Here is a 23,274-nt window from a genome sequence, read left to right on the forward strand (position 1 = left end):
GAGGGTGTCAGAAATTTTGTGTTCGGGCATACCATGAGTAAGAGGTGCATGTATGCCAACCAAAAAGAAACCGCTTCGAGAGTTACCGAAGGTCCCGAAAGAGCTGCTTGAACAGTTTTCCGCGACCCCGCTGATGACCGCCGAGGCCATTGAGGAGGCCTCTGCCGCCTTCAAGAAAGCACTGATCGAGCGAGCCCTGAACGCCGAACTTGGTCATCACCTGGGCTATCCTCCGGGCGCGCAGCGCCCAGAGGATGAGACCAACCAGCGCAATGGCACGAGTGGCAAGACTGTGCTGACAGGCGATGGCCCGCTACGGCTGGATATCCCTCGGGACCGTGACGGCAGCTTCTCGCCCATTCTGATCCCCAAGCATGAGCGCCGTTACACCGGATTCGATGACAAAATCATCGCCATGTACGCCCGTGGAATGACGGTCAGAGAGATACGGGCCTTCCTGTCCGAGCAGTATGGAACCGACGTTTCACCCGATTTCATCAGCTCTGTGACAGACGAGGTCATGGAAGAGATTGGCGCGTGGCAGCAGCGGCCACTGGAGCCGATGTACCCGGTCATTTTCTTCGATGCGCTGCGGGTGAAGATCCGCGAAGAAGGCCTGGTGCGCAATAAGGCCATTTACCTGGCGCTGGGCGTTCTTCCCGACGGGACGCGCGATATCCTGGGCATCTGGATCGAGAACACCGAGGGTGCAAAGTTCTGGATGAAGGTCTTTAACGATCTCAAGAAGCGTGGCGTCGAGGACGTGCTGATTGCCGTGACCGACGGCCTCAAAGGCATGCCAGAAGCCCTCAGCGCAGTATTTCCAGAGACGACGTTGCAGACATGCATCGTGCACCTGATCCGCAACAGCCTGGACTATGCGGCGTGGGACAAGCGTCGAGAGCTGGCCAAAGCGCTGAAACCGATTTACCAAGCCATCAATGCCGAAGCGGCTGAGCAAGCACTCGATGAGTTTGAGAGCGGGCCGTGGGGCGAGAAATATCCGACGGTGGTGGCTGCCTGGAGGCGCGCCTGGGATCGAGTGATTCCATTTTTCGTCTTCCCACCGGCCATCAGGAAGGTGATTTACACCACCAACGCCATTGAGAGCATCAATGCTCAGCTACGCAAGATCATCAAGACCCGGGGCCATTTTCCGAACGATGACGCAGCCACCAATGACGCAGCCACCAAACTGATCTGGCTGGGGCTGCGAAACATCACGGCGAATTGGGGCTCGGCGGCGCATGATTGGAAAAGTGCAATGAATCAGTTTGCGATTCTGTACGGAGATCGGTTCATCAGGCCGACCTGGTGAAAATCATGGCCTGCCTAGCGGCAGGCCATTACCGGCCCGAACACAAAAAAACTGACAGTCCCCGCCTGGCACCTGGCCGCCCTCACGCGGTAGCCAGCCAGGCCCTCCCAAGGCATACCCCTAAACCCGTAAGACATTTCCGAACCTGCAACCAAATGCTTCAGCCCAAAAGGCTTGGGAACTATCCTACGCACCTGCCGGAAGTTGCTGCGTTGTCGGGGAAATCCCTCAGGGCTAACTTCACCCAGTCGCCACATTTGGTGACCGGGTGTGAGAACCCGACGCGAAAAGTCTACGGCAACTCTGTTATGGCAGCCGTGCCCGGGCAGACTTCGGTCTGGCCGAGGTTCACTTCCGCGTCGGTTTCTCACCCCGTGTACGGCTGCCACCCCTCGTCCCGTGAGAAAGGCATGGACGGCAGCTTCCATGAACTACGCGGAAGTGTTGACAATGAAAAAGATCGTCCCCGACCCACCCCGTTTCTTCCCTTACCTGTCCATCTCCCCCGACCTCACCCCCGAAGCCGCCCGCGCCGAAGCCACCTCCCTGATGGGCTGCCTGCGCGAAGTCCTCGACATGTACTTCGACACCAACAGCGAAGAACAGCGCCAAACCCTGCTGAACACCTGCATCTACCTCAACCAGCTGCTCTATCCCCTGATCCGCCACGAAACAGGAGCGCAGCCATGACCGAGCCCTCCAGCCACTGGAGCACCTCAGGCACCACCACCTGCCTGGAGCTCTACCGCATCCAGTCCGGCATCCCCTTCCAGCATGCCTTCAGCGAACTGTCGGTGTTGCTCGGTTGCATCCGCCACCTCACCTGCGAAGCCGAAATGGAAGGCGACCTGATCGCCGGCGGCACCGCCCGCATCCTCAGCGCCATGGCCAAGGCCCTGATCGACGACATGGAAATCGGCATGGGCCACAGCAGCTAACCACGCCCACCAAGCCCGCCCCATATCTGAACGTGGGAGCGGGCTTGCCCCGCGATGGGCAACCATCACACCGATTGAACCCTGCCCATTCATGCACAGTCCACCCAACAGGCCCACCTTCCCGAGGCCTCACGAGGAGACACCCATGAAAGGTACTGCGCTATCCGCCCTGTTCGCGGCCGCCACCCTGCTGGCCTCGCCCGTATTCGCCGCCGATGACCTGTGCGCCCTCAACCTGCAGAAGATCGACGACGCCATGGCCACCGCCGGCGCCACCTCCGAAGGCATGGACAAAGCCGTCACCGAACACGTCGACAAAGCCAAGGCCGCCCAGGCCTCGGGCGATACCAAGGAATGCATCGCCATCACCAGCAAGGTGCTAGAACGCCTGGAAAAAACCGAAAAAGGCGGCGGTGGTGCCAGCGGCAGCGGTGCCTGAGCCCTGCGAAGGGCGGCGACAGTCGACGCCGCCCGCTCAAGGGCGTATACTCCGTCCTACGTGCCGAAAGGTACGGTCAGCTAGAGCTGAGTGTGGGGCCGATTAGGATTCGACGCCGGTAGCGAAACTCTAGGTGCATGCCGAGTTGGTAACAGAACTCGTAAATCCACTGTTGCAACTTTCTATAGTTGCCAATGACGAAAACTACGAGGGCTACGCTCTCGCTGCGTAAGCAGCTGAGCCCGCTCTCCTGGTAGCTTCGGCTCCAGCAATCATCAGGGGATGCCTGTAAACCCGAAATGATTGTCATACAGAACAGGATCGTCGTGCAGCACGTTGGGGGCGAAGCGACTAAAACTTACCCAACTCATCCAAAGCACCCTGCCCGTCGGGCGGCTGCGGATTAAATCAGTAGACACGGCTAAGCATGTAGTACCGACAGCGGAGTACTGGCGGACGGGGGTTCAAATCCCCCCGGCTCCACCAAATGATCAAAAAAAGACGTCCACGGACGTCTTTTTTTGTGCCTTCGACCCAGTAAATACGCGGCTTACAGCGCTTTTGCGGTCTTTTGAGAGTTTTTGAGTTCCAGCCGTTCGGGTATTCCAGACGGTATTCCAGTCCGTCCGGTGCTAATCTTTGGAATACCGAATCAGTGCCTGAGGACAATCTCATGCCTGCTCAAAACCTCCGCCTCTCCGATCGACAGCTCAAGGGAGTCAAACCCGGGTCCAAGGATTACGTCCTCACTGACGGCGACGGTTTGCAGCTCCGCGTACGCAGCAACGGCTCGTTGCTGTGGAATTTCAACTACCGCGAACCGGTGACCAAAAAGCGCATCAACATCGGCTTCGGGACCTATCCCGAACTGTCACTGGCGAACGCACGAAAAAAGGCAGTCGAAGCGCGCGAGCTGCTCGCCCAAGGCATCGATCCGAAGGTGCAGCGCAATACGTTGAATGAAGCCAAGCGCGCAGAAACGGAACACACCTTCGAGAACGTGGCCACCGCCTGGTTCGAGCTCAAAAAGGACTCAGTTACCCCGGCCTACGCCGAGGACATTTGGCGGTCGCTCACGCTGCACGTGTTCCCCGATTTGAAGACGACCCCACTCGCGAAAATCACCGCACCGATGGTGATCGGATTGCTTCGTCCAATCGAAGCGAAAGGCAGCCTGGAGACGGTCAAGCGTCTAAGCCAGCGGCTAAACGAGATCATGACCTACGGCGTAAACTCCGGCCTGATCTTCGCCAACCCGCTCACCGGTATCAGGGCTGTATTCAAGAAGCCCAAGAAAGAGAACATGGCTGCGCTTCCGCCCGAAGAGCTCCCCGAGCTCATGCTGGAGATCGCGAACGCCAGCATCAAACGCATCACTCGCTGCCTGATCGAATGGCAGTTGCACACGATGACTCGCCCCGCCGAGGCGGCGACTACTCGCTGGGCAGACATTGATTTTGAAAGGCGTGTCTGGACTATCCCTGCGGAGCGTATGAAGAAGCGCCGCCCACACAGCATTCCGTTGAGTGATCACGCTGTCGCGTTGTTGGAGTCACTGAAGACTCACAGCGGCCATCGCGAATATGTGTTCCCGGCCGACAGAAACCCACGTACTCATGCCAATAGCCAAACGGCCAACATGGCATTGAAACGCATGGGGTTCCAGGATCGGTTGGTTAGTCACGGCATGCGCTCAATGGCCAGCACCATCTTGAATGAGCATGGGTGGGACCCGGAGCTCATTGAGGTCGCACTGGCGCATGTCGACAAGGATGAGGTGCGCAGTGCCTACAACCGAGCCGACTACATCGAGCGCCGGCGCCCGATGATGGCCTGGTGGAGTGAGTTCATCCAGAAAGCCGCCACCGGTAGCCTGCTCGCCTCAGCATACGGGCAAGTCAGAGACAAGAACGTGGTGCCGATCCGCTAGCGCTTTACAGGCGCAATAACTGCGGCGACAGCAACTGAGCGCTCAAGATTCAGGGAAAGCAGCCTCGTTTATCCGCTTGTCAGCGCGGGTCCATCCAAACAGGGCTGCAAAGCCGCCCTGTTTGGATGGACCTCACTTTGAAGAGCTAAAAGCCACGACGTTGTCCGGGATTTACCACGGAATTCCACCGATGGATAACCGCTTTTCACGTCCCCAAGAGCGCTAAATTTCGGCCCTTGACCGGGTTTATCTACAGGCGTAGAACTGGCCGTGCAAGCGCTGTCGATGACAGCACCCCAGGTGGCCCGAACCTTCAAGGCCACGCCGCTCTCGCGGTGGTTCTTCCCAAGGGCGATTCGCATTCGGCAGCTCGCCCGGTCACTACCCATGTGATGAATGCTCTTACACATATAGCGCTCGTGCGCCAGATGCTCCGTACCTCGCTGCCCTGCAGCAACCTATCCGCTTGGCCGAAATTTTGCGCCAATCTGTGCCCGTCTCTTTCTTCTGGAAAGAGACGGGCACTTCTACCACTGCTGCAGCCCTGATCGCACAAGGCTTTGCGGCATTCCCCCTCGTGACAATCGGCGTGACAAACGCCGATGTCACCAGCAACAGCGCTGTAGATGATGGTGCCGCAGACCAAGGAATGGACTGCACCTGACTGACAGTCAGGTATGCCCCGGTCATCGCATTGCTGCTTGCACATGGCTCAGGATCTTCAGGCGCAGGTCTCGTCAGCCAGCGCTGCCTCCACCCGCCCACCGGTAACGGTGCTCAGGAGGCCAGATCATGAGATGCCCTTGCTCCCGGTTGTAAGGAGCCGCTAGTCCCGCGTAGTGGACATTCCCCACAGGTCGCAGGGGCCTTGATCCCTGATAACACTCAACATTCTTGGCGGGATGACGTGGGGCGAGGACCGGAGAAAGCAGAAGATGAGGTGACCAATATGGCATTGGTTGGTCGACGCGATGGCCGCAATTTCGGCTACGGCCGACAGTTGAGCTACGCGGGGCCGCAAGCGCTAAAAGACATGTTCGGCGGCAGCCACTACGGCACGGTGAAGGCACACTGTGATCGGTGGCAGTCATTCGTTAAGTGGTGCCGCTCCGAACAGGGGCCCGGTATCAATGATGCACGGCAGATTGATCGAAAGGTATTGGCCGACTACGCGGCGTATCTGCGCGACAGTGTTAGGCAAGGTGATCTCGCCGTCAGCACCGCGCAAAACCGCCTATCCAGCGTTAACAGGACCATGGCAGCGCTTCGCGGAGATCACCATGTGAAACTGCCAAGTCCGAGCAAGGCGCTGGGTATGCAGCGCAGCGGAGTTCGAAAGTCGGTGCCGCAGGGCCAAGACCGAGAACAGGTTAAGCAGATTGTCGATGTGCTTTGCCGCGATCATCAGCTAAGGGCCGCTGCAATCGTTCTACTGGCGCGAGCCACCGGCATGCGCTTGCGTGAGGCCATCCTAGCCGACTTGCCACGACTGAGCCGTGAGGCTAATGACCTAAGCAGGATCAACATCCAGGATGGCACCAAAGGCGGCCGAGCTGGCGCCTCAGCGCCGCGTTGGATTGCGGTGGACGACCATGTTCGAGGTGCCCTTGGGTTTGCACGGAAGGTGTCGCCTGCGGGTAGCCGCAATCTGATTGCTCCAGACGAAAGCTACCTCAATCTCCTACAACAAATCATTCGCCCTGCCCGGGATATCCTGCATGCACACAACCTCAAAGGCTTCCATGAGCTACGAGCGGCGTACGCATGTGAGCGCTACGAGCAGATCACCCAATGCCCCGCGCCAATCAATGGTGGCAAATGTTGCCAGGTAGATAGGAACCTTGATCGCGAGGCTCGAAGGCAAATCAGCTACGAGCTGGGGCACGGTCGGATCGACGTGGTCGCCACCTATATTGGAGGACGCACATGAGTAAGCCATTCGATATGGAAATGTTCTTAGCTGGAGTGCTGACCGGATCACACGTCACGCGGCAACGCCATTTGCGGCAGGCGAGAATCATCCAAGCTGAAATCTCAGAGCGCTGGCAGCGACAAACGCCTTGGGCCTGGCAGAAAAAGCACGTGGTTTGGTTTTTTGAGCATCGCCTAAATCGACGCAGTGAGGCGACGCAGTATTACTATTTGCTGACTGTGCGGCTGCTGGCTCGTCGTTTACAAAAAACATGGGATTTTAATCTCTGAGTGAGACCGGCTGCTATCGACCCAGGCTATGTGGAAACACATGCGCCGTTTAGAAGTCTGCATTGCTACGTAAAATCTGCCAGCGCTTGGTTTGTCAGAAGCCCGAAAATTTGCGTAGGATCGCGATTTTCGCTCGAGTCCTAGGTGCCAAACTTGCTTAAAAAACGTTTTCACACAGCCTGGACCCAAAGCGGAATATCACTTTGCATATTTGAATGCCCGGAGAAGGCTGAACTGAGTCATCCCTCACCAATTTCTGGATGAAAGCTATGCAAATGCGCGAAGTTCAAGGACCACCACACCCCTTGTTGGAACAGCAGATTACGCTTCTACCCCACCTGGTCGCGGCGCTGGGCAATCTATTGGGACTCGCCGTGGAACGCACGGCCGATGTGATCGGCGTGCTCCGCTCCATGGCGCGCAATCTGTGCTGGCCACGGCAGCCCGCGAGCCCAGCTCACGCCAGTCTAAACCTCGATGGCCAAATTTATCCGTTGTCGCTGTACCTCACTCAAAGGGCGGCAGCCCAACACGAATCTTGCGGTGTAGTACCTAGCCCAGGATCAACACAGTGGCTGTCTTCAATATGGCTGCAGCCTCGATCCAGTAGCAAAGCTACAGCCCCACGCGTCAAGTCGGCGAAAAACGTGCCTCGCTACTTGCTCATTTGACACTTTTCAGTGGAAATGTGTCGGGGATGGGTTTAACACAATACAATCCATACCCCGAACTCAGCGTGGGGAGAGATTAGCCTTTAAGTTCAACCAGCACGTCTGTTGCCCATTTCTGCTCAGAGTTCTGTACTAGTGCGGTCTCAACCACCCTCGCCATGTGCATTAGCTGATCCTTCGAAGCCTGATCAAAGTCAAACCACATATCACTGTGCGAGCCGAAGCGCACCTGCCAATAGGCAACCCCTTGATCAAACCTGACCTTCAGCGCTCTGCCGTCTTCAAACTCAAGCTCCAAAGCACGATGATGGGGAATTTCGCGATTCGATGATTCCACTATCAGTTGAATTTGACATCCAATCATTGCCGATAGCCAAGTGCGCGAGAAGAACTCGAAGTCCTCCTGACTGGCCCAATCATCGAAAGCCTTACGCCCTTGCATCCGTCCTGACTTGAACAGCGTTTTCACCTGCACAACCGAATCGGCAGAAATGCGACTATTCAAGCTCTTCAGTACCGACCCCAGGATTGTCACAACCGCAGGATTCTGAATATAACGATCGGAGTATGTCAGTCTCTTGATATTTGCAGTCGAAATCACGTCAGCGACTTGCCGTTCTTTAGCCCCAAGCAGCTCCCAGAAACGCTCGCCGAACTGCAACAGCGACCCATTGAGCTCGTCGTGAATTGATAAATCAAAGATCCCTACCTTACCGGAGGAATCACCCACGGCACGGTAAAGATCCATAGCTTCCCAGCCAAACGCTGGCTGACTTTTCGAGAGTACGACAAGCTCATCACTTTGATGCCAACTATGGCCTGGAACGGTTGCTACAAGGCTGCGCGAGGCCAACGTAATGACCTCGCCACCGATTCGTGCCTGGGCAACAAAATGCTCACCTGGCTTGTTAGTCACATTCCCGACATTGACGCCAAGGTTCGATAAGCGCTGGAGATCCTGCACTAACACCCCATCAGTGATATCTGATGGCACGAGCAGATCAACTGTTAGCTCATCAGCCAGGACATAGGTCTGAATCGCTTTACGGAACTGCGGAGCAACGAGATCCCATTCCCCCATATCACCAGAGGTTAGTAGGGTGATCCTCTCGGCCCCCTCGTTGATCAAGCGGCGGAGTACGCTCTCGATGCTGCCGGGGGCATATTGGCCATCATCCAAGGAGAGTTTATTTTCGGCGCTTAGCCCTACGTAATGGATGAAGTCAGCCCCCAACCAATCAAGTGCAGCCTTGCGATCCAACTTGTCGTGGTCATGTCGCGTCTGGGAGTCCAGCAGGCACTCACTACAGCCAGTTTCGCAATGCCCGCACTGGAGCCTCTCCACCATTCCGCGTAGCAGCCGCTCGACATGCAATGGAGCACTAGTAGCAAAGCCAGCACCACCGCTGATGACATCGAAAAGCTGAAGGATACGAATGGACTGCCCGTTAGGCAGTTTGCTTGGACGAGTGGCATAACCCAACTCGGAGGCAGAGACGCCCAGCAGCTCCGCCAGTGCGCTACGTAAAGCTACAGCGAGAGTCGTGGCAATTGCCCCCCCCTGCACCGAGTCAGCGATAAATTCCCCACGCACTGGATGATGCAAGGTGAGCTCAAACACATCAGTGGTAGCCACCGTACCAAGGCTCACATTGGGAAGAATGCTCCCACTCCCCTGACATGGGAGTCGCTTGTTGTTCTGGTCTTTATCCTCTTTGGTCGGGCGCGGTGGATAGTGGTCCCCGGACGGTGACAATTCTCGCGGAAAAGTACTATCCGCCTGCATGGACTCAGCTCGACCGCAACTCATGCACAAGGCAAAGCCCGTTCCGTGCTCACCAGAGCTGTGATGGAAGACCTTCCCATCAGTGCCATAGGTCATTGCTCCAACCGCCGGGTTTGGCAGCGGAGTCTTGCTGGCATTCACAAAGACCCAAGCGGTTTCAACTGGGATGAATTTCTGATGCTGGATGTCATTGGATGCCGATACATAAGCATCAGTGACAAAGCCAGAGGGCTGCAGGACCGTACGAATGTTCTGAGGTTTAATCAACGCTTGGCAGTCGACATTACTGCAAGTCAGCTCGTCGGCCCTCACCAGTGCCTCCTCATAGTCCACCGCGCCACACACGTCACAACGCCACGCGATATCCAATTTCTGCGCTTCTTTGCTGTCAGCATTGAGGTTGTGCCAGTGGAGTGAAACGCCGGCAGATCTGAACACCCGACCATCCAGAACTATTTCAGCGCCAGGCGCGTACTCACGAATGGCAATCGAGAGGTTGCGTGAAGGAAGCCCCTTGTAACGGGAAACGTTATCCTCACGGTCCTGCTTCAGAGCGCTGCCGGCATTACGCTCACGAACGTAATCCTCAATAGTGAAGTTATCGAAGTTAACCACATCGGTAGGGAACCCGTAGCCGGGAAGGAAAGTGCGCGCCGCTAGGTCCCGCAACAGATACTCATTGCAGTGGCGAGTCTTTTCTACTTGAAGGCGTTTCAGATAAGGGCTGTTGGTTTTCGCCTGCCTCTCCTCAGAAAGCAGAAAGCGATAACTATTCAACCAGCGACTCTGCAATGGCTTGATCGCATCGACTGCGCGGCGACGCAGCTGGACCGCATCCACACCGGCCAGAGCAGTACCCCGCACCAAGTCCTTCAGCGCATCATCCAGATCTGTAACGACCTTCCCCAATTGCTCAATAAATCGATCGCACTGCGAGTCTCCATGCTCATCGTCATAGAACCACTGGGTATTCAGACTTGTTTTCTCAGTCTGAGTGGGCCCCACAAAATTGCAGAGAAAGTCAGCTAACAGCAACGAGTTGACGTGGCGCTGTACGAGTCGCTCGGAATTCAGCGCTACAACCGGCGCAGGGATCTTAGTCTCGAACGGCCAACCCGGATTGGCAAAAACCTGTTGATCATGCGGGTTGTTTTTACAAAGAGTGTAGGCAAGCGCCCGGGATTCCTTGCTTCGTCCCGCCCGCCCTGCGCGCTGCAGATAGTTGGCCGGATGCGGCGGTACATTGTTCATGACCACCGCAGAAATGCCACCGATATCGACGCCCATCTCCATTGTAGTAGAGCAGTTCAGAACGTTGATCTGACCATTTTTGAACATCTCTTCATAGGAGCCGAGGCGTTCGGAGGACTGCTGGGCAGAGTGCTCAGCGGCACGGTAATAGTAGCCACCCTCCACTGCCCGATCATTGACATCCGTCCACAGGTTCCGCTCTCGTAGATCGCTGATCAGAGGATCTTTCGCCACTAGGTCTCTTATTCGCGCCAACCCAGGCGTATAGTCATCCTGGGAACGATCGAACTCCCAGAGGTCTGGCAGCTCAACCAGCTCAGCCTGATACCCTTTACGCTGTTCTTCGGTCAGCGTAGAGAAATCCAGATGAGTCGGCAGGTAGGGGGTAAAGCCTTTGAAGGTGGTATCCAGCAGCTTGTTGGTCACTGGGCAGATATAAGCCCGATCAACCAACGAGAACCGCATGTGCTCTCTGGGCAAAGCGTATCGGTTTTCGTCAGATTTAAGCGCTGCACCCGGCCCAGTCAACTGCTTCCAGACAGTACGCAACCATTCGTTTACCAGATCAACGTCGGCCTTGCTGGCCGGGTTTAGGCCAGCGCCAAGCAACAACAGCTTGATTAGTCTCTGGGAATGGTTACCGTTGCGGATCTGAGGCCAGCGTTTGATCCGGATCTCATCCGGCTCTTTCGACTCAGGATTGCGGAGACTCTTGGCAGAGAATCGGGTGCCGATCCAACTCAACCAGCCCTCATCAGCCTGGATATAGCTGTTCTCCCGAACATGAAAGTCCAGCGCCACCTTCAGGTAGTCACGCCAATCATCGAGCGTTAGGCCCTTCTGCTCCCAGTACGCCGGTACCTGCTGAACCTTATCCAGGCCAACGTACTCGACCTTCACCAGCCCCTGGGTTTCCAAGCTGTTCTGTCGTTTTGGACGGCGCATAAACTCACGGAATAGCAACATCTCCGCCAGTTTGAAGGGGCCGTCATTGTCCGTGAATATCTCAGGCTTCTGGTACTTGTTGTAAAGCAGCATGGAGCCTTTCAAGTCAGCCTTCTGCTTGAGCTCGTTGGCGAGCTCCGGCCAGGCTAGATAACTCAACGCCGGCCTGACTGTCGAGCCAGTGGCTGACGCTAGCATTGCCGTTAGCCGTGCGACTTTGTCCTCCGCGGCTCTAGCCTCTTCCTTGATACCCAGACTGCGGTACAGTTCCACGTCTTTTTTTGCCTGGACGATCAATGGCTGCAAGGCCGATGGATCAATGCTGCCAGCATCCAACGGTGAAGTAATCTGGCTCCGCTGATACCAGCTCAAAATCTCCACAACAAGCCCGCGCAGCCTCCCGCGTTCCGACTCCTGCTGCATGCGAACAGACATACGCGCCGTGCCCTGACGACTGTCCGTAAAAGTAATCAGCCTACGCCCTCTGCCCGGGAGTGACTGTGGACCATAATCCGGCTTCTGATCTTCGTCCTGATAGTCCTGGCAGTACTCAAGGACTGTCGGCACGGCATTGGCCACATAGAATGGCCCACCGAGCATCGCTCTGCGGAATGGAAAGCCCCCATGCAACCCGCTAAATCCACAGCTGTTGCGGCTGCACGCAGCATCAAAATCTCGTACCCCAAGCCGAACCCGCTCAGCAGAAACAGCTACCGATGAACCGGAGACCTTATCGATATCTAAGGGTATGTAGGTGCTGCCCACATTCTCGAGGGCACATAGCACCAACGGTGTCTTAACCAACGGCCCACCACCGGCAGGAGCACCCGCCGAGTCATCTTCAACGGGTGTTTCAGCCTGTAGGGAAAACTCATCTCCCCCTGAGCTCTCCCACTGGATCAGCTTGCCACCCTTATCCCGCGCCAGCAGGTGCGGCTCATTACAATCATTGCAGAACGCCAGCTCGAATACCGGGCTGCCACAGCTACAGGTTTGTCTTTGGTTGGCGTAGACATAGCCAAAGGGCCAGTTCTGATGCAGAGCCGTCCCTGACTTTGCCGAGCAGCTCTTGTCAAAGCAGGCCCAAAGCCCGTGCGTAGTGCGCTGGAAGAAGTGCGCCCGTAACTTCAGGAATGCAGGCTCGGCAGCCGAAGGACGTGTACCTGAACATACATCCAACCAGCGCAGCATCTCACCCTGCGATAGCGACCATCGCCCTTCCTTATGCATATGACTAACCATCGCGGTCAGCTTCAATGGCTTGGGGCTGTTCACCAGCAAATCTCTTAATACGCGGGCTTGCGGAGAGTGGACCAGAGCATCGTATCGCTCCGGGTGAACCTCTGGATCGTTCGCGTTAAGCTCCGGCATCGATTCGAGTACATCCAGAGCAACTGGCGTTTGTTGACACGGTGCAAGAGTTGGAATGACCCGGTTCCCACCCCAAACATCAATCTGATCGACCGGCACCCCCGACAGATCTGAGAGAAACTGCTTTAACTGTCCTGCAGCGTCCTCACCAGCAATGGTCGCCGAGGTCGCAACGAAGCGAACATCCTTTGGCGTAACACCGAATGCTGTCATCACCCTACGCAGCTGCAATGCCAGTTCAGCCGCCTGCGAGCCCACGTATGTGTGAGCCTCGTCCAGAACGATCCAACGCAGCGACTTCTGCTCCCTGGAAATTCTTACGATGGGCTCATCTACCTGACGCACCATCATGTATTCGAGCATCGTCCCGTTGGTAACCAGAATAGGCGCCGGTTGCGTGCGCATCAGCTCACGCGACAAAATTTCGTTGGGCTTTTGGCTCTGCTCGCTACGCACCTTGGCATGCAGCTCTGGTGTATTGCCATTGTAAAGGCAATAACGGATGCCATTTCCAAAACTCTGGGTCCAGGCATTCAAGCGCTCACGTTGCGAGTTGATGAGGGCGTTGAGTGGATACAAAAACAGTGCCCGGACACCGACCAGCGGGTTTCGGCCTGCTTCACGGTACTCGCGATAAAGATCCTCCAGCACCGGCACCATAAAGCATTCGGTTTTGCCCGAACCGGTACCACTGGTCACGACTACTGAATGCTTCTTATCAAGCAATGAGCGCCAGCTGGCCAACTGGTGGTTGAAAGGTCTCCAACCTGCCCCAAAGCGATAACGTCCATTCGCCTTGCCGTCGAGCGAAGCAACGATCTCCTTGCTCAGCAAGCGCTCATCACTCGCCAGTTGCGCCATCGTCAGTGTGCACTCCTCCCAGCCGAAGGTCTGCTCGAACAGCGGTGGAGCCAGGAATGCCCCCTCCTTGCCACACTCCGCACGCATCAGACTACCAAGATGCTCGCGCAAGCCTGGGTCAGTGATGCTCAAGATGCTCAAAGTGGACTCGGTGCTACGGGAGAGCGCCTGCTCTACTAACCCAGAGAAATACTTATCCATTTACCGACTCGGCCTTATGCTTTTCCATGACGCTGTTCAACAAGCAGTACTGGAAGATTGAATTGAACCATTTCGAATCGAAATCGCGGACCTGGCGCAGGAAGAAAATCGCCTCCGCTCCGTCCGCAAACACATCGGTGAACTGAGCTTTACCGCAAGCGACTGCAGCAGCAAAAAACGGCAAGTAGAGCACTGCATTGCGATAATCCATGTCCGACGTAAAAACGATTCCCGAGTCGCTCTGGCTGCTGTACCAACGCTCCAAGCGCTTTGCTCCAAATTCCGGCCACTGGGCATCGCAGCGCTCGCGAATCAGCTCAAGGTACCAGCCACGCAGGACTTCCTTGAAAACTCCGAGAGGCAGCTTGATTTCCTGGCCAACAGGCTTGCCTGAAAGGAAGCACTGCACACTCTGGCCGTAGGATGGGTAGGTTTCCCCCAAACGCGAAAACATTCGACCCACCAGAGCATCAACAGCCTCTTCAGAAACCCCCTTGACCTTGAGGAAAGCGGCAAATCGCTTGGCCGCCAGATGAATTTCTGCAATGGGAAGAAATTCCCAGAAAAGCGGAAACTCAGCCTCCAACCGGCCAAGAAATATAGCCTCCATCTCAAACTTGAAAAGCGCCATCGTCAATGCACGGGTATTTCCCACCAGAGCCTTCCAGACCTCGAAGGTCGCCAGCGGCAGATAACCGTAGCCCTCATACAAAGCTCGCAAAAACTGCCAGCCGCTATGCATGGGGTTTATAGCCATGGCATCAAGCACAGACGTGAAAGAACTGACATGTGAAGCATGATCGAAGGTCAGCACTGCCTTTTGCAGGCTCTGAATCATTTCGTCAGAAGCTATCGGCTGCCAGCCACCCGCAAGGAAAAGCGGCCTAAAGGATACCGTTGAGCCGCCCCTGGGCAGCACCAGCCAGGGACCATCCTTCTCAACGATTGGAGGCAACTCGAAGTCGCCTGTCAGTACACCTTCGCTGGTACGTGAGCGAAGTGCGATAGAGCTGCGCATAGGATCATGCAACAGCATCAACACCGGATCAGGAATGGCACTGGCACCATCTTGCAGACATACAGCACTCAGTACCTGGCGGCCATGGTCGAGCTGCATTTCCATCGCATATTTGCGGATGCGATAACGGCTATCCTGGCCATTCCCGAACACTCGCATCTCGACAACTTGGTCGATTCCCGACTGCAGAGACAGCAGGTCAACAATCTGCTCCCGGATGTTGAAAAGACTGACCTCTAACGGCTTGTCGGCAGCAATGTAAGACCAGCTGTAACAAGCATTCCTAGCCACACTGCCTCTGAGGGTCAACTCAATACCGAATCGAGTGGGCGTGCCGGACCGGCCAAATAGAAACAACCTGGCCCCGAGCAGATCATCGACGCTGAAAGTGCGTTTTAGCTGCTCTCCGTTACCATCAAAGGCCAAGCAACCTGAACTAGGAAATGGCAGGTCAATCTCCACCGGATCCGCCATCAAGTTCGGCATAACAGAAAGCCGGACCCGGATCGGCGGGAAGGCCTTGGCAGAAAGCCGAAGTTCGATGTGATCCTCGTGCCTCACCTGTTGCACTTGCAGGCTTTCGTCATCAATCTGAAGCAAGCAACGCTGCTGGCAATACACGAGAATGCAGCCCGCACCTGGAGTCTCACCACTACGCAGTTCAACACGAAAATCCGTCGGTAAAATACCCACCCTACAGCGTAGCAAGGTATCGCCGTTGCGGTTACGTACCGATACATATTGGGCACCGAGCGCCTCCTGCAACAGGCCACTGCCCGGCTGCTTACCCGCAACGAAGAGTTCACCACCCTGCTGTTGCAACTCGCCCGCAACTGCCGACCACAGCACACGAGGCAGGCCGACAAAGGTCATCGAAGGCTTACTCGGCCATTCAGTCTGGACACCACTCAATTCCGGCCCAGTCACCATACTGGTGACATGCCCTGTGCGTATCCGGTAACACTCCTCCCCCTGAACCAATACTTCCGCCTTGCCTTGCACCTTGACCGTACGCAGCGACAGCGCCTGGGGCATATCACTGATTATGGCCTCCCCACTGCTGTCAGGCGGACTCAAACTGCAACCGTCAGGCAACACCAGCAGCAACTCTTCACTAGCGGTCTTGAATGAAGCCTGACCACACAGCTGCCAGCGGTCGTTCACTAGCTCGAACCCTAGCGGCACTTCACCCAGGGCCACCGCACTGCCATCGATTGGCAGGTTGGCGATCTGCATACCACCAACCCTAGCAACCAGATTCAGAGGAATGCTGCAATCCCGCCGCTTTCCAATGATCCCTCGTAGGCGTAAACGAACGCGCGCAACACCGTTGTCTACCAGCGCATAGCCGGGGCCAAGGCCGGCAATCACCTGCCCATCTTCTTCAATGGCCAACTCAAAACGTGTGGTGGACGGCTGCGTTGCCAGACGAAATACCACCTCCTCCGGTAGCGACACCTGAACCTTGAGCACATCCGCCTGCGACTCAAGCCAGAAATGCTGACAAGCCCATCCCGCTGAACTCGGGGGACGCCTTCTGCCCTCGACGGTGGCAGTCTTTAGCAAGCCATTGAGCAACTCGCTGCCCGTCAGGTTATCCAGCGGCAGAGGAAACAATTCACGCCACTTGGGGTTCATGGCATCCAGATGCGTGACTGGCTCATCGGCTTGCGTCAGTCCGTAATTGCGGACCAGAGCTACGAGTTCATCGGCCATTCGCGCGATCAGCTCCACCGACGTACGCGAGGCAAACACCTGAGGAAGGTTGAACTTATCCAGTTGCTGTTCCACCTGCTGGAGGGTATTGCCACCCTGCAGATGCCACTGATCGTAATACTTTAGTAAGCGGTCAAACAGCGCTTGGAAGCGGCTATCACCCTCGCGCAACACCTGAAAGGGTAAGCCCCCCTCACTGAACAGAGACCCCAGAAAATCCCGGTGGCCAGCGTCGTAGAGATGAAGCGGACGCTTCCAGTACCCCTCAAGTCCTTTGGGTATAGCCTTGCTTAGCTCTACCGGAGATAGTCGGAACCTCAAAGCTTTCCAGATGGGGTCCCAGGTCCAGGCATACTCGCTGCGGTACTCACGGCGGTACCATTCAGAGCCGAAAAGCACCAAACAGGCACAGGCCGCCGGGTCCTTTAACGCAGCCTCGAAACCGTCCAATTCACGGAGCGAATGCTGCAGCTCGCTATACTCCTCAAGGCTGCAGTGGTAAGCGTAAAGTCCGCGCTGATCTGGGGTCGAAAGCCCTCGCCTCTGGAGAAAGTGCCCCAGCCACGACGAGCACTTGATTACGGAGTACGACATGAACACGCTCCCTGTTAGAACTACCTTCCAAATCTAAATCAATACACACATCAGATCAGCGGAACCCAATCCCCCTCGCCACACCCCGTCCGCAGAGAACTGATCATTCGCTAGACCGCCACCCGCTCAACGAACTGGGGGTTCCCGACCCGGTAGCGGTCTTGAAAATAGCTCAGCCCGCTGAGGGTCAGTCTGAAGCACTCGGGGACGCGCTCGATTCGGCCTGCGTCCAAGTGCTTCTGAAAATTCCCTAGGAATCGCTTCAATGGAAACGATATGCCTCGATCCATTTCCGTGACCTCAAGAATCGCCGCCATTTAGGTCCACAGTTGACGGCCTCTAGGGGTTGTCGCCAGTTTGTAGAGCTGAGTCGAGCTATCCACCATGAATCCTTTCACTCCACCGCACAGCTATCAGCTAAGCCAGACTTGGTCAGGTATGGCACTTTGCCTGATGGTACCAAATTGGCTGCTGCTTCCAAATGCACATCCTGATCATCAAAAAAGATGTGCGGGTTGAACGCCCGGAGCACCTTGGCCTTGCCCACACCACCAAGGAAAAATGCCTCGTCCACGTAAACACCCCAGGCTCGCAAGGTATTGATCACGCGCATTTCCGATGGCGAATTACGTGCCGTGACGATGGCGATTCTGATGGGGGAATCCTTTCCGCCAGTGGGCAAACGTTCCTGTAAACGGGCCAGCTTTTTCAGCAAGCTGGCATAAGGCCCTTCCTCCATGGGCGTGTGCTGTAATGCATCCTCCTGTGCCTGAAAGGCGTCCAGTCCCTGCGTCTTGTAAACCAGCTCGCTCGCGTCGGAGAAAAGCACCGCGTCACCATCGAAGGCAATTCGCACCTGGCCCTCGGAAATTTGCGGGGCGTTGGCTGGCGGCGCCTTGAGGATCGCCGCCGCACAGCGCCTGGAGTCGATGACCTTCTGCGCGTCCTCAACATTGGTGGTGAGAAACAGGTCGACATCAAACGCATCCATGTAATCGGCCACCGACTCACCACCAGTAAAGGCCGAACGGGTGATCGCCAATTGCTCGTGACGAATGGTCTTGAGCACACGGATGCCCGTATCCGGGCTATTGCGCGACATCACCACCACCTCGACCAACGGGGACGTATCCTCGCCTTTCATATGCCGGTTGAGATCGAGCAGCGCCTTTACTAAGTGATAACCGGTTCCCGGCGCCAGCGGCTCGCCCTCACGGGCCTGCATATAACGGCGATAGTTATCGATCACGCTTTCCGGGTCGGCCTCAAGTGCCGCCTTGAACATCTGGTCGGACTCGCTCATATCGAACAACGCCGTCGCAGAAATTCCCACCACCAAGGTTTCGCTCAAATCAAGCGCCATCACCAATGTTTCCCTTTGTGCTCAGTTCGGCCAGAGCGGCCATCTCACGCCGCCAGAAAACGAATTTCCGTGACCTCTTCATTGAGCAGTCCTGCCGCCTCTGGGTGGCTGGTGGCGTATTCCAACAAGCCGAGCTGATATTCAATGGCGGGAGCCGCTTGCTTACGGAACTCCAGGAAAGACACGACGCTATTACCCTGGTCCTGGGTTAATTGCTCAACCCACTCCTGATTGGCGACAATCGCCTCAAAAACCACCGTATTGATCTTCATCCAGTCCGCTTGCAGCTCTTGCAGTACCTCGATGGCATACTTCTCGCCCGCCGTATGCTGCTGAACGTATGCCTGCATAAAGCCGAGATACATCATGCGTTGCTGCAGGTTCTGCAGCACTTCAAGGGAGTCGACAAAACCTTTGCCAGTGGCATTGGCTGCTGCCTGGCTCAGCGTCAGTTTGGTAATCTCATACTGCTCGCGCATATTATTCACCTGGCTCTTGAGCCCCTGCAGATCACCCTGTTCAGCAGACTGGCGAACCGTCCACACCACTGCGCTGAAGCGCGCACTGTCACGCAGTTCTTCCCGGGCCTTGGCAGCACCGGCCATTTCGATCAGCACATCGAGCTTTTCCGACTGACGCTGCAACTGCTCGGAAATACCATTGAGCTTCTTGCAAACGATGGCAAAGCCGGCGACCGAAACCGCCAGATTGAGCCCGGACAATGCCAGATTCGCGTACTGCAGGCTTTGCAACACGCCCAAGGCTCCCTCCACGCCACTCAGCGTCTGCTGCAGCATAGCAAGCTGCTCGGCAGCCTGAGTTGCATCACCGGGGAACTGCAAATGCCCAACAATCTGCCCACCCTTGGGATGGCCGGCGGCATACCTGACGACGCCACCCCACACCTTAAAAAGCCCGGATTTAATGCCTTCGATGATCTCCGGGGCAGAACTGATCGCCCTAGCAAGAATTTCCGCGCTCATACACACGCCCTCAAACGGTTAGCAAAATCCTCGTGATCCGCAGCGACAACGCCAGCGCGAATTCGCGCGATGTGCATGACAATGGCCGCCAGCCCTTGCAGCTCTGGGCGCTTTTTATTGGTGAGCGCCCAAACACCCGCACTGACAGCGCCAATCGCCGTCAGCGGCAGTGCTGCCACCACGCCGGCCGCCGCCACCGAGCCCAGCGCACCACTCACCAGGCTGCCCCCGGCAGCTCCCATACCCAGCTTGCTTAGAGGCCCCAATAACGACTGATTGAACCGTGCCCGGCCAAACCACGAGCCACTGCCCGCCTGGTTTTCTGCTTCAGTTGACTCAACCTGCTCGGCCGGTTTCTCCATCAGCTTCGCCAGCACCTGCTCCTCGATGGCCGAGGTGCTATCAGCCTTGCTGAATTCCACCTTAAGCTCGCCAGCAACATCGCGCACCACCTCGTCGTAACTGACCGGCTCGCCCCGGCGTAACAAGCTGACCAGGCTGACACTGCCCAGCGCGCGGATCTCGAAAGCGATTTCGTCGACCGCCTTGTACAGCTCGCCGGCCTCGAAGCATTTTGCAAGGCGCTGCCGCGCGGAGTCATCGCCGAGCAGGCGGTCATGGGCCTTATCCAGCAGGATCTCGCTGATGGCGACCAACTCATCCGGCGTTGCCAGCTGCAGCAATTCCTTCAGCCCGATATGCCTTCTGATCAGAGGCCGTTTTTCGTTATTGCTCATATATAGACCCCTTGCGTGCCTGATCTAAGTGGTTGTCGTTCACTCACGACTCAGCCTGCTTCCGGCATAACCAACGGCAGGTCATGGCATCGTCGATAGGGGTGGCGGTAGTGGCGCGGTAGCCGCGGAAACGGGTGAGCTTGACGGACTTGAGGCGCATGGGGATTTCCTTATCTACAGCTGGCCGGAAAAGGCTTTTTGGCTGAGTGATTTGAACCCATCCAACAAACAAACACTTGATTGCTCCAGCGATGTAAGTACTGTAGTCATTAACTCAATTTTTCTTTCGATTTTTTTCTGCAACTCAATCGGTGGAACTGGGATTCTCAGCTGTTTGAGATCAGTGAGATTAATTCCCTTAACTGCAGCCCCCTTTACAAAGCGCTGCATTTCCTGTTGCATTTTACGGTTTTCCAAGCAGGCATATAAATACAAAGAACTGCAGCTGGAATTTGTCGCCAAGCGCGCAGTATCTTGAGTGATATTGGCACCCTCCAGTTCCTTTGGCACAACAGCCAAGCGCCCGACATGACCACGAATAGATATGAGAACGTCTCCAGCCCTAAGTGATGATCTTTTATACTGCTGAGCAATTTCAAGCGTGGTCCTACGAACTTGATCTACAAGGACAACGCCGTCTTTCATATCTACAACTCTGACATAGGGCACGCCACCTTCTATATCGTCACCTGGCATCAGAATTCCGTAGGTAATAGGGCGAGCAGGATCAATTAATTCAATTAAAGGTCGAACCTCCCAACCCTTCGGATTAGTCACCGGGTCGCCGAACATGTCCAGAAACACGGCGCGGAGGAAGTCGTCGGCGAACTGGATGGCTTGTTGGCGTTTGCGGCGAATGGCGTCGGCCTTGTCGAGGATGGCGGCGATGCGCTTTTGTTCGGGCAGGGGTGGGAGTGGGATATTGCTCTCTTTTATTATCTTGTCCGAAACCGCTGGATAGTTAGCTCCTGTAGCCTTAGACATCATGTCCTCGACAAAAGAATCTGTTTGAACCCAGTAAAACAAATATCGTCCATGCAGATTTTTTTCGTCAGCTCGGAGGACACAATACCCAGTAGAAGCAGTCGCACCATTTAGCTCAGCAGGAACCACAGCGACCCCGTTCAAATTTGGCCGAACTGTTGCAACTAGGACATCCCCTGTCACAACCAACTGACGAGCACGACTTGGGGCCTCTACAGAAGAAACTTCAGCCACGTTATCTAGGTCAATAACTTTCCTGCTTTTATCGACAGAGCTAAGATCCACATACTGAAAAACACCCTCCGCGCCAGCAGCAGGATTCCACGTCCGAACCTTGTCTGCATATTTGCCAATCTGAACCATCGACCAACTCACAGCATCTCCTCCAGCTCATCCAGATCCGCCAGAATCTCCTGCTCCAGTCCTTTCAGCCGCTGCAGAATTAACTTCGGGTCCTCGTACTGCTCCTGCTGATACTCCACTTCCTTGTAGCGATTGATGGAGAGGTCGTATTTGTTGGCGGCGATCTCCCCGGCGGACACGACAAAGGCCTTTTTGCGCTTATCGCCGAACAGGGTGTTGATGGTGCTGGCGCTTAGATTGCCCTCTACCATCTGCCGGTATTTGTGCCATTGGGCGATGGCATCGGGCAGGTCGTTGCTGCCCTCGCCTTTCAGCTCAGTGCGCTTGTCGTCCAGCGAGTAGCCGTCGGCTTGCAGGTCATAGAACCACACGCGCTCGGTGCTGCCGCCCTTGGTGAAAATGAGGATGGCGGTGCTGACGCCAGCGTAGGGTTTGAACACGCCGCTGGGCAGGCTGACGATGCCTTCGAGCTGGTTGTTGTCGAGCAGCTCCTGGCGAAGTTGCTGGTGGGCCTTGGATGAGCCGAACAGTACGCCGTCCGGCACGATCACCACGGCACGGCCACCGAGTTTGAGCGAGCGGAGGATATGGGCGACGAACAGCAGCTCGGTCTTTTTGGTTTTCACCAGGCCGAGCACGTCGGGGTTGGTGTTGGTTTCGTCCAGACTGCCTTTGAACGGCGGGTTGGCCAGCACCACGTCGAAGAAATCCTGCTCCTGACGCGGGTAGTGTTCCTTGATGGATTTGCTCAGGGAGTCCTGATAGCGGATGTTCGCGCCGTTCACGCCGTGCAGCATCATGTTCATGCTGGAGACGCGCAGCATGGTGGTGTCGAAATCGAATCCCCAGAACATCTGACTGTTGAGGTGCTGGCGGTAGGGTTCGAGCAAGTCACCGGAATAATGAAAGTTGCCGTCTTCATCGGTAAAGGTACCTTCCGGGCTGGAATACACGCGGTTGAGGTATTCCATGGTGCGGGCCAGGAAGCCGGCGGTGCCGCAGGCCGGGTCGCAGATCACCTCGGTCGGCTGCGGAGCGATTAGCTCGATCATCGCGTCGATGATATGGCGCGGCGTACGGAACTGGCCGTTGATGCCGGCGGTGGTGAGCTTACTCAGCAGGTATTCGTAGATATCGCCCTTTACGTCGCTCTGGGTCAGCGGCAGGTCGTTTACCATCTCCACGGCAGAGGTGAGTACAGACTCGTTCTTGATCTCCAGATCGGCGTCCTGCATGTACTCGCTGATATGGCCCAAGCCTTCGCGCTCCCCGCCCTCGCCTTCGGCGCTTCCGAGTTGGGCGAAGAAGGGATAGACCTTTTTCTTGAGGTGGCTGTGCAGTTCCTTCCCGCTCATGTTGCGAAAGTTCTTCCAGCGCAGCAGTTGGCCCTCCGGTGTATTGGGAAACAGACGGTCGAAGGCCTTGCCGGTGCGGTTAGCCTTGCGCTCGGCCACGTCTTCCTGCATGTCGAGCATGCGGGCGAACATCAGGTAGCTGATCTGTTCGATCACAGTCAGCGGGTTGGTGATACCGCCAGTCCAGAATTTTTCCCAGAGCTTGTCGATATCGTTGCGGATTTTGCCGGTAAGCATTTCAAATACTT

The 23,274-nt window shown here is 56.1% G+C and carries 14 protein-coding genes and 1 other RNA gene; 8 read left to right on the top strand and 7 right to left on the bottom strand.

Annotation, left to right across the window (positions count from 1 at the left end; translation table 11 throughout):
- The first annotated feature begins 52 nt into the window (after positions 1–52).
- The 8 genes from ACO6VM_RS15740 (at position 53) to ACO6VM_RS15775 (ending at position 6,827) form a co-directional block, all read left to right on the top strand.
- Positions 53–1,318, top strand: coding sequence for an IS256 family transposase (locus ACO6VM_RS15740; RefSeq protein ID WP_422403513.1), 1,266 nt, complete (start codon positions 53–55; stop codon positions 1,316–1,318).
- A gap of 450 nt (positions 1,319–1,768) precedes the next feature.
- Entirely contained in the window at positions 1,769–2,008 is a 240-nt protein-coding gene (locus tag ACO6VM_RS15745; protein ID WP_401058149.1) for a hypothetical protein, read from the top strand.
- A complete protein-coding gene (locus ACO6VM_RS15750; RefSeq protein WP_401058147.1) occupies positions 2,005–2,256 on the top strand; it encodes a DUF3077 domain-containing protein in 252 nt (83 codons plus the stop codon). The genes ACO6VM_RS15745 and ACO6VM_RS15750 overlap by 4 nt, the downstream gene beginning before the upstream one ends.
- A gap of 145 nt (positions 2,257–2,401) precedes the next feature.
- Positions 2,402–2,695: a hypothetical protein gene (locus ACO6VM_RS15755; protein WP_125462523.1), complete on the top strand. Its 294-nt coding sequence runs from the start codon at positions 2,402–2,404 to the stop codon at positions 2,693–2,695.
- A 94-nt stretch (positions 2,696–2,789) separates the two neighbouring features.
- Positions 2,790–3,181: a transfer-messenger RNA gene (gene ssrA / locus ACO6VM_RS15760) on the top strand.
- Between the two features lie 187 nt (positions 3,182–3,368).
- Positions 3,369–4,625, top strand: coding sequence for an integrase domain-containing protein (locus ACO6VM_RS15765; protein ID WP_401058145.1), 1,257 nt, complete (start codon positions 3,369–3,371; stop codon positions 4,623–4,625).
- Between the two features lie 949 nt (positions 4,626–5,574).
- Entirely contained in the window at positions 5,575–6,555 is a 981-nt protein-coding gene (locus tag ACO6VM_RS15770) for an integrase domain-containing protein (protein ID WP_401058159.1), read from the top strand.
- Entirely contained in the window at positions 6,552–6,827 is a 276-nt protein-coding gene (locus ACO6VM_RS15775; protein ID WP_401058143.1) for a hypothetical protein, read from the top strand. Before ACO6VM_RS15770 ends, ACO6VM_RS15775 begins: the two co-directional genes overlap by 4 nt.
- A gap of 747 nt (positions 6,828–7,574) precedes the next feature.
- On the opposite strand, the gene ACO6VM_RS15780 is transcribed toward ACO6VM_RS15775, so the two are convergent.
- From ACO6VM_RS15780 to ACO6VM_RS15810, 7 genes are all read right to left on the bottom strand, one after another.
- Positions 7,575–13,913, bottom strand: a complete 6,339-nt coding sequence (locus tag ACO6VM_RS15780) for a DEAD/DEAH box helicase (protein WP_422403514.1) — start codon at positions 13,911–13,913, stop codon at positions 7,575–7,577.
- Positions 13,906–17,241: an STY4851/ECs_5259 family protein gene (locus tag ACO6VM_RS15785; protein WP_401058139.1), complete on the bottom strand. Its 3,336-nt coding sequence runs from the start codon at positions 17,239–17,241 to the stop codon at positions 13,906–13,908. The genes ACO6VM_RS15780 and ACO6VM_RS15785 overlap by 8 nt, the downstream gene beginning before the upstream one ends.
- A gap of 394 nt (positions 17,242–17,635) precedes the next feature.
- Complete coding sequence (locus ACO6VM_RS15790; RefSeq protein ID WP_401058137.1) at positions 17,636–18,604, bottom strand: 5'-nucleotidase; 969 nt, start codon at positions 18,602–18,604, stop codon at positions 17,636–17,638.
- Between the two features lie 44 nt (positions 18,605–18,648).
- Positions 18,649–19,587, bottom strand: a complete 939-nt coding sequence (locus tag ACO6VM_RS15795) for a hypothetical protein (protein WP_401058136.1) — start codon at positions 19,585–19,587, stop codon at positions 18,649–18,651.
- Entirely contained in the window at positions 19,584–20,324 is a 741-nt protein-coding gene (locus tag ACO6VM_RS15800; protein ID WP_401058134.1) for a hypothetical protein, read from the bottom strand. Before ACO6VM_RS15800 ends, ACO6VM_RS15795 begins: the two co-directional genes overlap by 4 nt.
- Before the next feature lie 174 nt (positions 20,325–20,498).
- On the bottom strand, positions 20,499–21,683 hold the full coding sequence (locus ACO6VM_RS15805) for a restriction endonuclease subunit S (RefSeq protein ID WP_401058132.1): 1,185 nt from the start codon (positions 21,681–21,683) through the stop codon (positions 20,499–20,501).
- On the bottom strand, positions 21,680–23,263 hold the full coding sequence (locus tag ACO6VM_RS15810; protein ID WP_401058130.1) for a type I restriction-modification system subunit M: 1,584 nt from the start codon (positions 23,261–23,263) through the stop codon (positions 21,680–21,682). Before ACO6VM_RS15810 ends, ACO6VM_RS15805 begins: the two co-directional genes overlap by 4 nt.
- Positions 23,264–23,274: the final 11 nt, after the last annotated feature.

It is taken from the genome of Pseudomonas sp. GZD-209 (assembly GCF_049310485.1).
Taxonomy (GTDB): domain Bacteria; phylum Pseudomonadota; class Gammaproteobacteria; order Pseudomonadales; family Pseudomonadaceae; genus Aquipseudomonas; species Aquipseudomonas sichuanensis.